General features: G+C 66.9%; 15 protein-coding genes and 2 tRNA genes. 3 read left to right on the forward strand and 14 right to left on the reverse strand.

Annotation, left to right across the window (positions count from 1 at the left end; genetic code table 11):
* Positions 1–158: 158 nt before the first annotated feature.
* The 4 genes from rpsR to rpmB are packed head-to-tail and all read right to left on the reverse strand — an operon-like array spanning position 159 to position 1,156.
* Positions 159–425, reverse strand: coding sequence for a 30S ribosomal protein S18 (gene rpsR / locus ACFW3F_RS22990; protein WP_388061583.1), 267 nt, complete (start codon positions 423–425; stop codon positions 159–161).
* A 25-nt stretch (positions 426–450) separates the two neighbouring features.
* Positions 451–756: a 30S ribosomal protein S14 gene (gene rpsN / locus ACFW3F_RS22995; RefSeq protein WP_388061585.1), complete on the reverse strand. Its 306-nt coding sequence runs from the start codon at positions 754–756 to the stop codon at positions 451–453.
* Entirely contained in the window at positions 756–920 is a 165-nt protein-coding gene (gene rpmG / locus ACFW3F_RS23000) for a 50S ribosomal protein L33 (RefSeq protein ID WP_004020951.1), read from the reverse strand. Before rpmG ends, rpsN begins: the two co-directional genes overlap by 1 nt.
* Positions 920–1,156 (reverse strand): 50S ribosomal protein L28, encoded by a 237-nt coding sequence (gene rpmB, locus ACFW3F_RS23005; protein ID WP_004020952.1) that lies wholly within the window; start codon positions 1,154–1,156, stop codon positions 920–922. Before rpmB ends, rpmG begins: the two co-directional genes overlap by 1 nt.
* Before the next feature lie 104 nt (positions 1,157–1,260).
* Here rpmB and mrf point away from each other — a divergent pair, with 104 nt between their 5' ends.
* Together mrf and ACFW3F_RS23015 are read left to right on the forward strand one after the other, a co-directional pair.
* A complete protein-coding gene (mrf, locus tag ACFW3F_RS23010) occupies positions 1,261–2,616 on the forward strand; it encodes a ribosome hibernation factor-recruiting GTPase MRF (RefSeq protein WP_388061587.1) in 1,356 nt (451 codons plus the stop codon).
* A 37-nt stretch (positions 2,617–2,653) separates the two neighbouring features.
* A complete protein-coding gene (locus ACFW3F_RS23015) occupies positions 2,654–2,905 on the forward strand; it encodes a type B 50S ribosomal protein L31 (protein ID WP_388061589.1) in 252 nt (83 codons plus the stop codon).
* Positions 2,906–2,950: 45 nt separating this feature from the next.
* Here ACFW3F_RS23015 and ACFW3F_RS23020 read toward each other — a convergent pair whose 3' ends face one another.
* Both ACFW3F_RS23020 and ACFW3F_RS23025 read right to left on the reverse strand, forming a co-directional pair.
* Positions 2,951–4,246, reverse strand: a complete 1,296-nt coding sequence (locus tag ACFW3F_RS23020; RefSeq protein ID WP_388061591.1) for a protein kinase — start codon at positions 4,244–4,246, stop codon at positions 2,951–2,953.
* A 65-nt stretch (positions 4,247–4,311) separates the two neighbouring features.
* A complete protein-coding gene (locus tag ACFW3F_RS23025; protein ID WP_388061593.1) occupies positions 4,312–4,881 on the reverse strand; it encodes a TetR/AcrR family transcriptional regulator in 570 nt (189 codons plus the stop codon).
* A gap of 73 nt (positions 4,882–4,954) precedes the next feature.
* Here ACFW3F_RS23025 and ACFW3F_RS23030 point away from each other — a divergent pair, with 73 nt between their 5' ends.
* A complete protein-coding gene (locus ACFW3F_RS23030) occupies positions 4,955–5,521 on the forward strand; it encodes a dihydrofolate reductase family protein (RefSeq protein ID WP_388061595.1) in 567 nt (188 codons plus the stop codon).
* 101 nt (positions 5,522–5,622) lie between these two features.
* On the opposite strand, the gene ACFW3F_RS23035 is transcribed toward ACFW3F_RS23030, so the two are convergent.
* The 8 genes from ACFW3F_RS23035 to dnaN all read right to left on the reverse strand — a co-directional run bounded on the left by ACFW3F_RS23035 (position 5,623) and on the right by dnaN (position 14,851).
* Positions 5,623–5,698: transfer RNA gene (locus tag ACFW3F_RS23035), tRNA-Ala, on the reverse strand.
* Positions 5,699–5,759: 61 nt separating this feature from the next.
* Positions 5,760–5,833, reverse strand: a tRNA-Ile gene (locus ACFW3F_RS23040).
* A 66-nt stretch (positions 5,834–5,899) separates the two neighbouring features.
* Entirely contained in the window at positions 5,900–6,814 is a 915-nt protein-coding gene (locus ACFW3F_RS23045) for a DUF3566 domain-containing protein (protein ID WP_388061597.1), read from the reverse strand.
* Positions 6,815–6,931: 117 nt separating this feature from the next.
* Positions 6,932–9,421, reverse strand: coding sequence for a DNA gyrase subunit A (gyrA, locus tag ACFW3F_RS23050; protein WP_388061599.1), 2,490 nt, complete (start codon positions 9,419–9,421; stop codon positions 6,932–6,934).
* 44 nt (positions 9,422–9,465) lie between these two features.
* Positions 9,466–11,529, reverse strand: coding sequence for a DNA topoisomerase (ATP-hydrolyzing) subunit B (gene gyrB, locus ACFW3F_RS23055; protein WP_388061600.1), 2,064 nt, complete (start codon positions 11,527–11,529; stop codon positions 9,466–9,468).
* Positions 11,530–11,871: 342 nt separating this feature from the next.
* Positions 11,872–12,456, reverse strand: coding sequence for a DUF721 family protein (locus ACFW3F_RS23060; RefSeq protein ID WP_388061601.1), 585 nt, complete (start codon positions 12,454–12,456; stop codon positions 11,872–11,874).
* Positions 12,449–13,633, reverse strand: a complete 1,185-nt coding sequence (gene recF, locus ACFW3F_RS23065) for a DNA replication/repair protein RecF (protein WP_388061603.1) — start codon at positions 13,631–13,633, stop codon at positions 12,449–12,451. Before recF ends, ACFW3F_RS23060 begins: the two co-directional genes overlap by 8 nt.
* Positions 13,634–13,681: 48 nt before the next feature.
* Positions 13,682–14,851: a DNA polymerase III subunit beta gene (gene dnaN, locus ACFW3F_RS23070; protein ID WP_388061605.1), complete on the reverse strand. Its 1,170-nt coding sequence runs from the start codon at positions 14,849–14,851 to the stop codon at positions 13,682–13,684.
* Between the last annotated feature and the right edge of the window lie 26 nt (positions 14,852–14,877).

Below are 14,877 nucleotides of genomic sequence, written 5' to 3' on the forward strand. Positions count from 1 at the left end.
ACGAAGGAGCGCGTCGAGGTCGACGAGCCTCGAAGGGCTGGCGAGGCACCTCACCATGCCCTTCGTGGCTCGCTTCGCTCGCACCTCAGGGAGCAATGAGGGTCGCGTCTACTCGCACCTCAAGGAGCAGAGGTGGGCCGCAGATACCGAGGTGCGCGTCAGTGCCGAGAGTCGTACGGCAGCAATGCCATTTCGCGTGCGTTGCGGATCGCCGTGGCCACCTGGCGCTGCTCCTGTGGGCTCAGTCCGGTGAGCCGTCGGCTGCGGATGCGGCCCTTGTCGGACAGGAACTGCCGCAGCAGCGCGACATCCTTGTAGTCGACGGGGTTTCGCCCGTCGACACGCACACCTTGGGCGGCGAGCAGGTTGCGTTTGCGCTTGGCCGGCACCTCGTCGCGCTGTCGAATTCGTCTGTTGGCCATCATCGTTCCTGATTCTCTGTGGTCCGGGTCACCAGCTGGACTTCTGAATCCCGGGTAGTTCGCCCCGGTGCGCGAGTTCGCGGAATCGCACGCGCGACAGGCCCGCCTTGCCGATGTAACCGCGGGGTCGACCGTCGACCGCGTCCCGGTTGCGCAGACGCGTCGGACTTGCGTTGCGCGGCAACCGCTGTAGGCGTCGCAGCGCCTCCATCCGCTCCTCGGGCGTCGAATCGGCCGCCACGCTTGCGCGTTTCAGTTCGGCGCGGAGGTCGGCATACCGTGCGACGACCTCACGCCGCTGTTCGTTGCGAACGATCTTGGACTTCTTCGCCATCAGCGGTCCTCCTTGAAATCGACATGGGCGCGGGCGATCGGGTCGTACTTGCGCAGCACCATGCGGTCGGGATCGTTCCGACGGTTCTTCCGGGTCACGTAGGTGTACCCGGTCCCGGCAGTGGAGCGCAGTTTGACGATCGGTCGGATTTCGTTGCGTGCCATCAGACTTTCTCCCCACGTGCGCGGATCTTGCGCAGTACCGATTCGATGCCGTGCTTGTCGATCGTCGAGATCCCCTTCGCACTCACGCGCAGCGTCACATATCGGCCCTCGCTGGGCACGTAGTAGCGCCGACGCTGGATGTTCGGGTCCCACCGGCGCGACGTCCGCTTGTGCGAGTGCGACACCTGCTTGCCGAAGCCCGGTACCCGTCCGGTGACCTGGCACCTCTTGGACATGCTGCCTCCTGTTCTTATCGACAATGATTGGCATTAACTGTCCGGTCACGGTACCGTCGTCGAAGCACAAATGGAAATCATTCTCAATAGATCGGAGTGGAGTCGTGCTCGACGATGAATCCGCGAACCGCCCGGATGACGCCGGCCCGACCGACCATCGAACCCCGGTCGTCCTGGTCACCGGGCTCGATGCGTCGTCGATCCACCGGGTCGGCGACGCGCTGGAGAGCAGGGGCGTCGGTAGCGTCCAGGTGCACCACGACCTGACCCAGGTCGAAGACGGCCGCGTCGTCCGGACCCTCAGCTGGCGGGGACCCGACGGGCACACCCGGCACGACGTCTGCGTCGTCGAGCTGGCCCACGGATGCATCTCGTGCACGCTGCGCGAGGACCTGCTCCCCCTTCTCCGGCGACTTCATCGGCGACCGTTGGTGAACCGGATCGTCCTCACCCTCGACCCCGTCCTGGAACCCGAGCAGGTCGCGTGGTCGATCGAGAACGTCATCGTCGCCGACATGCCCGGGTTCGACGACGCCCCGGCCGCCGCCGACGTCCGCATCGACCTCACGGTCGCCTGTGTGTCCGAGGAGGATTGGCTGACGTCGGCAACCGGCGACCTCTCCCTCGCCGAGGGCGGACATGTCGCTCTCGACGACGACCGCACCCTCGCCCAGGTGGCCGTCGGGCAGGTCGCGTTCGCCGATGCCCTGGTGGTCGCGGCGTGCGATCCGACCTTCCGCGACGCCTGGGCGTCGGCGCGACTCGTGGCCGTCCTCAAGCGGCTCGCGCCGAACGTCCCGATGATGTTCGAGCTGCCCCAGCGCCCGATCACCCCTGTCCTCGCCGAGCAACTGGTCGCTGCCGTGCCGTCCCGCTCACGACGAGGCCGCATCGACGGTCCGCACGACCCGCTCCTCGCCGGGCAACCCCCGCTGGAGTCCGACTGCGGGGTTTCGTGGGTCGAGTTCCACAGCGATCGACCGCTGCACCCCGGTCGCTTCCACGAAGCGATCGACGCCCTGCTCGACGGGGTCGTCTGCGCCCGCGGCCGGCTCTGGGTCGCCACCCAGCCCGACGAGGCGCTCTGGCTCGAGTCGGCCGGCGGTGGGCTGCGCGTCGCACACGGCGGTCCCTGGCTGGCATCGATGACCGACGACGAACTCGCGCAGGTACCCGCCGAACGTCGTGCTCTCGGCGCTCTGCGCTGGGACGAGACCTTCGGTGACCGACACACCTCACTCGTCGTGCTCGTGCATCAGGGAGATCCCACCGAGATCGAGGAAGCCCTTCGCAGCGCCTGCCTCAACGAGGTCGAATTCGCAGCCGGACAACAATTCTGGTCGACCTTCGACGACCCCTTCGGCCAGTTCCATGCCGATCCATGCGACGACCTGGACGTCTCCGAGTCGACGGTCGACGCCGTTCGCGGCGTCGACTCCTCGGATCCCCTGGACAACTGAACCCACGCCGACATACATCCGACTGGAAGGCACCCACATGAAAAAGGGCATCCACCCCGACTACCACCCCGTCGTCATCCGCGACGGATCGACGGGCAAGGAGTTCCTCACCCGCTCGACCGCGACGTCGTCGGCGACCGTCACCTGGTCCGACGGCAACGAGTACCCGCTCATCACCGTCGACGTCACCAGCGACTCGCATCCGTTCTACACCGGGGTGAACACGATCCCCGACGTCGCGGGCCGGGTCGAGAAGTTCCGCCGGCGGTACGCGCACCTGGAGCGCTGACCCGGGTCAGCGGCCCTCCGTGGTTCGAATGCCTTGCCGCGGAACTCAGTTCTTGTCGTCCTTCGGTTTCCCATTGCCACCGTTACCGGAGCCACCGTTACCGGAGCCGCTGTTGCCGTTGCCGCCGTTGCCTCGTCCGGGGTTTCCCCTACCGTTCCGGTCTTCCCCGGTCGCCGTCGGTCCCGTCTGGGGCACCTCGGTCTGGGGCAGCTCCGTCTGGGTCGGTGGCGGCGTCTCGGCGGTGCTCGCCGGGATCGTGGGCGACGGGTCCGTCGAGGGCTCTGCGGCGGGCAGTGAGGCAGGGGCGGGGTTCGTCGGCGACGGTGCGTCCTCGTCCGAGCCCGTCGCCGCGACGGTGACGGCGACCAGGAGCGCCACCAGCAGTGCTGCGGACCCGCCGAGGAGCGCGACCCAGGTTCGCCACCGGGGTCGGGACCTCCCCACGGACGGCGGTGTCGTCGAAGGCGGGGCCATCGAAAGTGGGGCCATCGAAAGCGGGGACGTGAGCCGGCTCGTCGCCGGCCGTGACAGCGGTGCGGCACCGCGGCCGGACAGCGCCGCAAGCATCGCCTCGGCGTCGCCGAACGATGCCGGGTCCCCGGGCCGCATGGCCTGATCGATCGTGTCGCGCAAGGCCGGTGGAACATCTGGCCGCACAACGGCCAACGGCGGCGGGGGCGAGTGCAGGATCGCATGCGCGACTGCAGCGGGATTGTCCTGGTCGTACGCGCGACGGCCCGTCAGCGCTTCGTACGCGACGACGGCGGCGGCATAGAGATCGTCGGCGGGTGTCGCTGCCCGACCCAGCACGCGACCCGGGCTGAGATAGCAGATGGTGCCGACGACTTCACCGGTCGCGGTGTGTGCGGTACCGGCGGTCTTGGCGATGCCGAGATCGGCCACCTTCACCCGAGCACCGGCAATCAGCAGGTTCGCGGGTTTGATGTCGCGATGAAACACACCGGCTGCGTGGGCGGCGTGCAGGGCCGCGAGGACGTCGACGAGGATCGCTGCGACACGGTCGGATGCCAACGGTCCGTCGACCATGAGGTCTCCGACCGTCGTGCCACTCAGCCGTTCCATCACGATGTACGGAGTGCCGTCGTGCTCGCCGAAATCGTGAACGGCGACGATGTTGGGATGGTTGAGGGCGGCGGCCGCCCGCGCCTCGGCGGCGAACCGCTCACGCGCGACAGCCGGGGTCGCTGCCTCCGACCGCAGCAGTTTGACGGCGACCGGTCGGTGGAGCCGCCGGTCCCACCCGTCGTGCACCACCGCCATGCCGCCACGTCCGAGAACTCCCCGGATCTCATAGCGCCCGTCGAGCAGATCGCGGTCCACTTGTCCACGGTAGCGGGTGCCCCGCCGGTCGATCATCGGCCGACGCCGGAGCCGATGACGCGTACTCAGTCGGGCAGCAGCCCGTCGACGAGGGCTTCGACGATGTCGTCGACCGGGACGTCCGGGAGCAGTGGACCGGTCAGCTGGTCGAGCAGCAGGCCGTCGACCGCATAGTGGAACAGGGCGATCTCCCGCGCCGACCCCGGCAGGCCTGCCTGCTCGTTGAAGGCCACATCCCCGGCGAATCCGGTCCGACGCCACTCCGCGATGATCTCCGCGACCTCGGGGCGTCGAATCCCCTCGAGCCGCAGCTCGATGAGTGCGATGGTGACGGTTCGGTTCGCCATCAGGCGCTCGACGATATTGCGGAGATACTCGGCGAACAGGTCCCGGGTAGGTGTGCGACCGGCCCGTTCGGCGATGAAATCGTCACTCGGTGCGAGCCGCTCGTAGATGCGCTCCACCAGACCGGTCAGAAGCGCTGAGCGAGAACGAAAGTAGTTCGTCGTCGTGCCGAGGGGCACGCCGGCGGCACGATCGACCGCGCGGTGGGTGAGCCCCCGCGCGCCGGTGTCGGCGAGCACTTCGAGACCTGCGTCGGCCAACATCCGCCGGCGGTCGTCGTTCCGGACCATGCGAAAACAATAGCGCAACCACTACACGTGCTGTAGTTTCTCAACCACTACATCTGAAGTGATTGGGGACAACATGCGTGAACTCGTGTACTACGTGGCCGTCAGTCTCGACGGGTACATCGCCGGACCGGATGGACAGTTCGACGCCTTTCTGATGGAGGGCGACCACATGGACGGCATCAACGAGCGGTTTGCCGACACCATCCCGACCGACTATGCCGCGGCGCTCGGGATCGACCAGAGTGCAGGGATCTTCGACACCGTCCTCATGGGAGCAGGCACCTACGCCGCTGGGCTACCCGAGGTGACGAGTCCGTATCGACACCTCGACCAGTACGTCTTCACCCATCGTCGGCGCGAGCCCGTGGAGGGCGTGACGTTCACCGATCGCGACCCGGTCGACGTGGTGCGCGAGCTCAGACAGGCCGAGGGCAAGGACATCTGGCTCTGCGGGGGCGGCGACCTCGCGGTGCAGCTGGCGGCGGAGATCGACCGGTTCGTGCTCAAACGCCAGCCGATGCTGTTCGGGAGCGGGATTCCGCTGATGGCTCCGGGTCGGTACGCGCCCAGGCGGTTTCGGCGCGTCAGTGGGCGCGACTTCGACAGCGGGGTGTCGATCGTGGAGTACGCGGTTTCCTAGCTCGTTCGTGCATCGGAAACACGAAAGGCGACAATCAAGCTCGTCGAGCCAGGTCGTCGCCTTCGTACATCTGTGGCCGACCGGTGTCGGCGTCGATGAACTGGTGGAGCCTAGGAGATTCGAACTCCTGACATCTGCCTTGCAAAGGCAGCGCTCTACCAACTGAGCTAAGGCCCCGTGCCGTCCCGGATCGGTTCGGCGGGATGCGAATTCCGATGTCCGAGAACATCCGTCGCAGTGGGCCTAGGAGGACTTGAACCTCCGACCTCTTCGTTATCAGCGAAGCGCTCTAACCGCCTGAGCTATAGGCCCTTGAACCGAGGAGTGAGATTACCCGACCGATGCCCCAACCAACAAAACGGCTGGTCAGGAGCTCACTCAGTCGAGGTCGGCGAGTGTCACCTCGGCACCGCCGACGAGGTCGGCGCAGATGTTGTAGATGTAGCTGCCGATCGTCGCGAGCGCCGTCAGGAGGATGGCGTTGATGGCCCCCAGGAGCGCCGCAGCGCCGAAGACGGTGCCGGCCCCGATGACGTCACCACTCGTGCTCGATTCCTCGGCCATGAGCGTTCCGAAGCTGTTGTTGACCTGATCCCACACGCCCATGCCGTCGAGGATGAGGTACAGCACCGCCACGGAGATCATCCAGATGAAGAAACCGACCACCGACAGAACGGCCGCGACCTTGAACGTGGCCCACGGGTCGATCCGACGCACCTGCACCGACGCGCGCAGCGCTGTCCCGGCGGCGAGCACCTGGCGAGGCGCCGACCGTGGTGACGCCTTGGCGCCCGGCGGCGTCTGTGGCGCCTCGGGTCGCTTCAGGTCGGCTGTGTGGTGAATCTGATCAAGATCGGGCAGGTCGTTCTCCGGGAGGTGCCCGCGGTCGATCGTGCTGGTGGGTGACTCGACGAAACCGGGTTCCTCGGTCGCCGTCGCCGTGCCCGGCCGACGCGGGTTCTCGAGCTTGGTCACCGGCGCCTGCTGGCCGCTCATGCTGGCGGCAGCGGTGCCGCTGTTGGTCACGACGCCACGCGGCGGCGGGCCGCCCGGGTTGTTCTGCGGCGGACCGCCCCGATGCTCGGACGACGGACCGCCCTGGTTGCCGTCCGGTCCCGGTCGGTGCGCGTCGTCACGATTGAACGCCTCGGTCGGCGCGGCGGCCGGATCATCGGCCGGCCCCCGCTGCCACGGCGGCACCAGTCCCCCTGTGGGGGTGCCCGTTCCGGGGCCCGCCGGTCCCCCGGCGGGGCGTCCGTTCTGGTCCTGATGCGGCTCGTTCGGTGTGCTCACAGACATTCCCTCACTCAGGCGTTCCTGACGTTTCTCGCTCGGCGCCGGGTCGAAGCCCACCGCCCTCGACCCGTCGACTGCGGACGGGTCGAGAAACAGTGGTCTTCACCCTAACGCCTAGGAAGAGAGCTCAGTCTCGTCCGGCTCGTCGGCGTTGCGGGCGATCGCGATGACCGTCGTGCCCTCGTCGATGTTCATCAGTCGCACACCCTTGGTCTGACGGCCGGCCTTGCGCACCGACTTCGCCGTCGTCCGGATGACGCCGCCGCCCGAGGTGATGGCATAGAGCTCGGAGTCGTCGTCGACGATGAGGGCGCCGATCAGTTCACCGCGTCGACGATCGTGAGCGATCGTCAGGACGCCCTTGCCACCGCGACCCTGCACGGGGTAATCGTCCATGCCGGTCCGCTTGGCATACCCGCCCGACGTCGCGACCAGGAGGTAGGTGCCGTCCCGGACGACGTTGAGGGACAGCAGCGTGTCGTCGGTGTTGAACCGCATGCCCTGGACGCCGGAGGTCTGCCGTCCCATCGGGCGCAAGGCCTCGTCGTCGGCGTGGAAGCGGATCGACTGACCCTTCTGCGACACCAGGAGCAGATCGTCGTCGGCGCTGCACAGCTGGGCGCCGACCAGCTCGTCCTCACCGCGCAGATTGATCGCGGCGATACCGCCGGAACGGTTGGAGTCGAAGTCGACCAGTCGCGACTTCTTCACCAGACCGTTGCGGGTGGCGAGCACGAGGTATGGCGCGTCCTCGTAGGTCTTGAGCTGGATGACCTGGGCGATGCGCTCCTCCGGCTGGAAGGCCAGGAGGTTGGCCACGTGCTGACCCCGGGCGGTGCGGTTCGCCTCGGGCAGCTCGTAGGCCTTGGCGCGGTAAACCCGACCCCTGGTGGTGAAGAACAGAATCCAGTCGTGGGTCGAGCACACGAAGAAGTGCTTGACGATGTCGTCCTGCTTGAGGCCGGCGCCCTGCACACCCTTGCCGCCGCGACGCTGGCTGCGGTAGAGGTCGGTCTTGGTGCGCTTGGCGTACCCGGTCTCGGTGATCGTGACGACGACGTCCTCACGCGCGATCAGGTCCTCGTCGCTGACGTCACCGTCGGCCGCGATGATCTTGGTCCGACGCTCGTCGCCGTACTTCTCGACGACCTCCTTGAGTTCGTCGCGCACGATCGCGCGCTGACGCTCCGGCTTGTCGAGAATGTCCTTGTAGTCGGCGATCTCGAGTTCGATCTCGGCGAGTTCGTCGACGATCTTCTGACGCTCGAGCGCCGACAGGCGACGCAGCTGCATCGCGAGGATGGCATCGGCCTGGATCTCGTCGATGTCGAGGAGGTCGATCAGGCCGGTGCGCGCGGTCTCGGTGTTGGCCGAGCGGCGGATCAGCGCGATCACTTCGTCGAGGGCGTCCAGTGCTTTGACCAGACCGCGCAGGATGTGCGCGCGCTCCTCGGCCTTGCGCAACCGGTACCGGGTCCGGCGCACGATGACGTCGATCTGGTGCGCCACGTAGTAGCGGATCATCTGGTCGAGTCGCAGGGTGCGGGGCACGCCGTCGACGATCGACAGCATGTTGGCACCGAAACTGGTCTGGAGCTGGCTGTGCTTGTACAGGTTGTTGAGCACGACCTTGGCGACGGCGTCTCGGCGCAGCGTCACCACGATGCGCATGCCGACGCGGTCCGAGGACTGATCCTCGATGCGGCTGATGCCCTTCAGTTTTCCTTCGTTGACCTGCTCGGCGATCGACTGGATCAGGTTGTCCGGGTTGACCTGGTAGGGCAACTCGGTGACCACCAGCGTGGTGGTGCCCTTGTTCTCCTCGATGTCGACGACGCTGCGCATCCGGATGCTTCCGCGTCCGGTCATGTAGGCGTCCTTGATGCCCTGGCTGCCGACGATCAGTCCGGCAGTGGGGAAATCGGGGCCCTTGATGCACTCCATGCACGCAGCGAGGGTGGTCTCGTCGTCGGCGTCGTGGTTCTCCAGCGCCCAGAACACCGCATCCGCAACCTCATTGAGGTTGTGCGGCGGCATGTTCGTCGCCATACCGACCGCGATACCGCCCGAACCGTTGATCAGCAGGTTCGGGATACGCGCAGGCAGAACCGTCGGCTCGTTGGTCTTGCCGTCGTAGTTGGGGACGAAATCGACTGTCTCCTCGCCGATGTCGCGCAACATCTCCATCGCGAGCGGGGTGAGTCGCGCCTCGGTGTAACGCATGGCTGCGGCGCCGTCGTTGCCGCGTGAGCCGAAGTTGCCCTGACCGTCGATGAGTGGATACCGCATCGACCACGGCTGTGCGAGGCGCACCAGCGCGTCGTAGATCGCGGTGTCACCGTGCGGGTGGTAGTTACCCATCGTCTCCGCAACGGGTTTCGCCGACTTCACATAGCTGCGGTCGGGGCGGAAACCCGCGTCGAAGGATGCGTAGAGCAGGCGGCGGTGGACCGGCTTCAGCCCGTCGCGCACCTCGGGGAGCGCACGCCCCACGATCACGCTCATCGCGTAATCGATGTAGCTCTTCTGCATCTCCTGCCCGAGGTCCACGGGCTCGATGCGGTCGCCTTCGCCTCCTGCGGGCGGCAGGGTGGTGTCAGTCATGGTGTGTACTTTCTCCGATCACTGCGAATTCGATCGAGACGTGATCAGACATCGAGGAAGCGAACGTCTTTCGCGTTGCGGGCGATGAAGCTACGGCGAGCGGCGACGTCCTCACCCATGAGGATGGAGAACAGTTCGTCGGCGGCCGCGGCGTCGTCGAGGGTCACCTGGCGCAGAACGCGAACGGCCGGGTCCATGGTGGTCTCCCACAGTTCCTTCGCGTTCATCTCGCCGAGACCCTTGTAACGCTGGATACCGTCGTCGGAGTTGATCTTCTTGCCCGCCGCACGGCCGGCCTCGAGCAATCCGTCGCGCTCACGGTCGGAGTAGGCGAACTCCGGAGCCGACTTCTGCCACTTGAGCTTGTACAGCGGCGGCTGCGCGAGGAACACGTGGCCGTGTTCGATCAGTGGTCGCATGAAGCGGAAGAGCAGCGTGAGCAGCAGCGTCGAGATGTGCTGGCCGTCGACGTCGGCGTCGGCCATCAGCACGATCTTGTGGTAGCGCAGCTTGGCGAGATCGAACTCGTCGTGGATGCCGGTGCCGAAGGCCGTGATGATCGACTGGACCTCGGTGTTCTTCAGCACGCGGTCGATGCGGGCCTTCTCGACGTTGATGATCTTTCCGCGCAGCGGGAGGATCGCCTGATACATCGAGTCGCGACCGGATTTGGCGCTGCCACCGGCCGAGTCGCCCTCGACGATGTAGACCTCGCACTTGGTCGGGTCGTTGCTGCGGCAGTCGGCGAGCTTGCCGGGCAGACCGCCGATGTCGGTGGCGGTCTTGCGCCGCACCATCTCTCGCGCGCGACGCGCGGCCATGCGCGCCTGTGACGAGTCGACTGCCTTCTTGACGATGATCTTGGCCTCGGCCGGGTTCGCCTCGAACCAGTGCCCGAGGTGCTCGTTGCAGGTGCGCTGCACGAAGCCCTTGATCTCGGTGTTGCCCAGCTTGGTCTTGGTCTGACCCTCGAACTGCGGATCGGAGACCTTCACCGAGATGACGGCGGCGAGACCCTCGCGGATGTCGTCGCCGGTGAGCTTGCCGTCCTTCTCCTTGAGGAGCTTCTTGTCGAGCGCGTACTTGTTGACCGTGCTGGTCAGCGCCGCGCGGAAGCCCTCCTCGTGAGTGCCACCCTCGTGGGTGTTGATGGTGTTGGCGAAGGTGTGCACCGACTCGGAGTAACCGGCGTTCCACTGCATCGCGATCTCGACCTCGTGACCCTCGCCCTTGGCGGTGAAGCCGATGACGGTGGTGTGGATCGACTGCTTGGTGCGATTGAGGTGCTTGATGTAGTCGACGAGCCCGTCGGGGTAGTGGTAGGTGCGCGTCTTCGGCTTCGCCGCGGCCGCAGCCTTCTCCTCTTCGGACTTCACCACCTCGGCGGCCTCGGTGGTGCCGGCGTCCTCGTCACCGTCGGCGTCACCCGGAGGCTCGATGGCCTGCGGCCGCTGATCGGTCAGCGTGATGGTGAGGCCCTTGTTCAGGAAGGCCATCTCCTGCAGGCGCCGCGCGACCGTCTCCGCATTGAATCGCGTTGTCTCGGTGAAGATCTCGGGGTCCGGCCAGAACCGAACGGTGGTTCCGGTCTTACGCGTGGGAGTGCCCTTCTCCAGCGCACCCGGCTTCGCGTGACTGTAGGTCTGCTGCCAGTTGAAGCCATCGTTCTGGATGTCCAGCTCGACGGTGGTCGACAGCGCGTTGACCACCGAGATGCCGACGCCGTGCAGACCGCCCGACACCGCGTAGGCGTCGGAGTCGAACTTGCCGCCGGCGTGCAGCTGGGTCATGACGACCTCGACGGTCGGCACACCCGTGCGGTGCATGCCGGTCGGGATGCCACGACCGTCGTCGACGACCTGGACGCCGCCGTCGGGGAGGAGGGTCACGTCGACCCGCGATGCGAAACCGGCCATCGCCTCGTCGACGGAGTTGTCGACGACCTCCCAGATCAGGTGGTGGAGGCCTCGTTCACCGGTGGACCCGATGTACATGCCGGGCCGTTTGCGGACGGCTTCCAGACCTTCGAGGATGTTGATCGAATCGGCGCCATACTCTGACGGCTTCTTCTTGTTCTTCTTCGGTCCGGTGTCGCTGGTGTCGGCCACGAGGTGCGTCCGCTCCTGTTCTGCTCATCGACGGATCAGGTGGTCTCCGGATCCGTCGTCGATCCTTGTCGACGGGGCACACGGCGGTTACGCGCACAGGAGTACCCGGCGGGTACATCCGGGTAGCCTGGAGGCGCTGTCTGTCTGTTGTTGTGCACCCCTGTCGGGACAACTCCCCACAGTGTACTGCCTGACTCGCCCTGGGACGCGCATCCGGGGCCGCTAACAGGCCCTCAGATCGATTTTCTGGCCTCGTTCCCGGGTCGATCGTGGCTTGGGGATCGAAAACGGCCCACGAGGCTCAGCAACTAGTAAAGTGTCGACGACTCTGCTAGCGCTGCCTCAGCCATACGTGTCGCGCGGACCTCGGCCGCGGACGTGCCGCTCACCCTTGCGCCACGACGGACCCTTCGGACCGCTGATCCGCAACGAGGTGACCTGGCCGTTGCCGATGGCAGCGGCGATCTTGGCCAGGAGCTGCGACTGGATGTAGCGCAGTTGCGTCGCCCACGCCGTGGACTCGGCCTGCACGTGAAGTACGTTGTCGCGCAGTGCAATCGGCTTGGCATGCGCGGCGATGTCGGAACCCACGATCTGGTCCCACATGCCGAACAGCGTTCCTTCCCCGATCTTCTCCTGCCAGCCGCGGTCTTTCGCAAGACCGCCGACCAGCCGCCCGAACGGCTGGGGATCCCGCGGATCCGGTCCGGAACCGGACCAGCGTCGGCGCCCCTGGGATCCCCGCGGGACACGACGGACGGGCGAGGCCCGACCCCGGCCGACGGACTTGCCCGCGGCGCGCGCCTGCGCGCGGGCTTCCTCCAATGCCTTGCGGGCACGCTCGTATCCGCCGAGCTCGCCGGGCGGGGTCGGGCGTGGCGCGGGGTCGACGGGATCCGACGACTCGGACGGTTGATCGTCACTCATCGGACTCCCCCTCCTCAGCGACGTCGTCGACGATGTGTGACCGTCGTCCGTCGTCGTCATCGACGACGTCCACCCCGATCCGCCGGCCGCCGATCCGCGCGGGGATGTCCTCCGCAACGGCCGCGGTGATGAGGAGCTGCTCGGCCTCGGCAGTGAACTCGACGAGCTGCGCGCGACGTTTGGCATCGAGTTCGGCGAACACGTCGTCGAGCATGATGACCGGCTCGACACCCTCCGCGCGGGTCAGCTCGACGGATCCGAGACGCAGGGCCAGCGCCAGCGACCAGGATTCCCCATGCGAGGCAAAGCCTTTCGCGACGTCGGTGCCGAGGACGATGTCGATGTCGTCGCGATGCGGTCCGACCAGGCACAGGCCGCGCTCGATCTCCTTGTCGCGCAACTGCGTCAGGCGCAATGCCAGGACGTCGGCGATGGCTTCCGGGGTGCTCTCCTCGATCTCCGCGCCACCCGCGGGGCGATAGCGGAGCACGGCGGGTCGGGAATGCGGCGCGATCGATGCGTACGAACCGGTGAAGTGCGGTTCGAGTTCGGCCAGCACCGACAACCGCGCCGAGATCACCTGACCGCCGAGATCGGCAAGCTGTCCGTCCCATACGTCGAGGGTGCTGATGACCGAATCTGCTTGTTCTCCACCGCGTCTCAGTGCTGCGGCGGCGGTCTTGAGCAGGGCGGACCGCTGGCGGAGGACCCGGTCGTAGTCGGCGCGCGCCGCGGCCAATCGGGGACCTCGTTGAGCGACGAGTTCGTCGATGAAGCGTCGCCGGTCGCTCGGATCCCCGCGCACCAGGGACAAGTCCTCCGGCGCGAACAACACCGTGCGCAGGATCCCGAGGAGATCCCGGGGGCGTCGTGCCGGGCTGCGGTTGATCGACGCCTTGTTGGCCCCCTCGGCGTTGATCCGCAGATCGGCGGTCAGCTCGCGGCCGTCGTTCTCGACTGTCGCGATCACCGACGCCGACGCAGATCCCGCGTGCACGAGTGGCGCGTCGGAACTCACCCGATGCGACCGAAGGGTCGACAGGTAGAAGAGTGCCTCGAGCAGATTGGTCTTACCGAAACCGTTGCGGCCGGTGAAAACTGTCGGCCCGGGTGCCAGATCGAGGTCGACGGCCCGCCACGATCGGAAGTCCCTCAGATGCAGTTCACGGACGTACACGGGTCGGCGTCGATCCTGATGACGGGGAGACTTGGCCGGAGCCGGCCGTCAGCCCGGCAGGCGGACGGGCATCAGCAGGTAGCTGAAGGCGCTCTCGGGGGCGACGAAGGCGCCGGATTCGTCCGCGACCGGATCCTCACCGCTGGCCGGCCGGAGCACAGCGGGCCGGCTCGGGGTCGTGAACCCGAAGTCGACCGCGTCGGCGTTGATCGCCGACAAGCCGTCCTGCAGGTATCCGGGGTTGAACGCGATCGTGAGCGGCTCGCCCTGGAACGAGACAGGCAGCTCTTCCTCGGCCTTGCCCGCCTCGTCGCCGCCCGCGGTGAGCAGCACGGATCCCTCGGCGAATTCCATCCGGACCTGCGCACCACGCTCGGCGACCAGGGCCACACGACGGATCGCCTCGATCAGCGGGCCACTGTCGATGGTGGCGACGGCGGTGTGGCTGGCCGGGAGCAGCTGACGGAACTTCGGGAACTCCGCGTCGAGCAGACGCGTGGTGGTCTTCTTGGTCTCACCGAGGATGCCGAGAATGCCGTCGGATCCGATGGCCGCGCCCCCGCCGAAGGCCAGCGAGACGACGCCGGTGCCCTCGGCACCCGCGGTCTTGGCGCTCTCCGAGAGAGTCTTCGCCGGGACGAGGACGGCGCCCTTGGTATCGGGATCAGAAGGCTCCCACTGCAATTCGCGTACTGCCAGGCGAAAGCGGTCGGTCGCGGCGAGGACGACGGAGTTGCCCTCGATCTCCACGCGCACGCCGGTCAGCATGGGCAGGGTGTCGTCCTTGCCCGCGGCCACGGCCACCTGGGAGATCGCCTCGGCGAACAGCTGCGACGGGATCGTGCCGGTGATGGAGGGGACGTCCGGCAACTGCGGGTAGTCCTCGACCGGCATCGTCGGGAGCGAGAACTTCGCGCTGCCGCACGTGATCGAGACACGAGAGCCATCGAGGGTCACGTCGACGGGCTTGTTCGGGAGTGCCTTGGTGATGTCGGCCAGGAGTCGGCCGGAGACCAGCACCTGTCCGGGCTCCGCGACCTCCGCGCCGAGGTTCTCCTGTGCCGAGACCTCGTAGTCGAAACCCGAGACGGTCAGGCCGGTCTCACCGACGTTGAGCACGACACAGCCGAGAACCGGAACGGGCGGGCGAGACGGGAGACTGCGGGCGACCCAGGCGACGGAATCAGCGAACTCGTCACGCGCGACACGAAACTTCATGCTGGGAGGTTGCCCTTCTCTCGTTC

This window comes from Gordonia sp. NPDC058843 (genome assembly GCF_042743165.1).
Taxonomy (GTDB): Bacteria; Actinomycetota; Actinomycetes; order Mycobacteriales; family Mycobacteriaceae; genus Gordonia.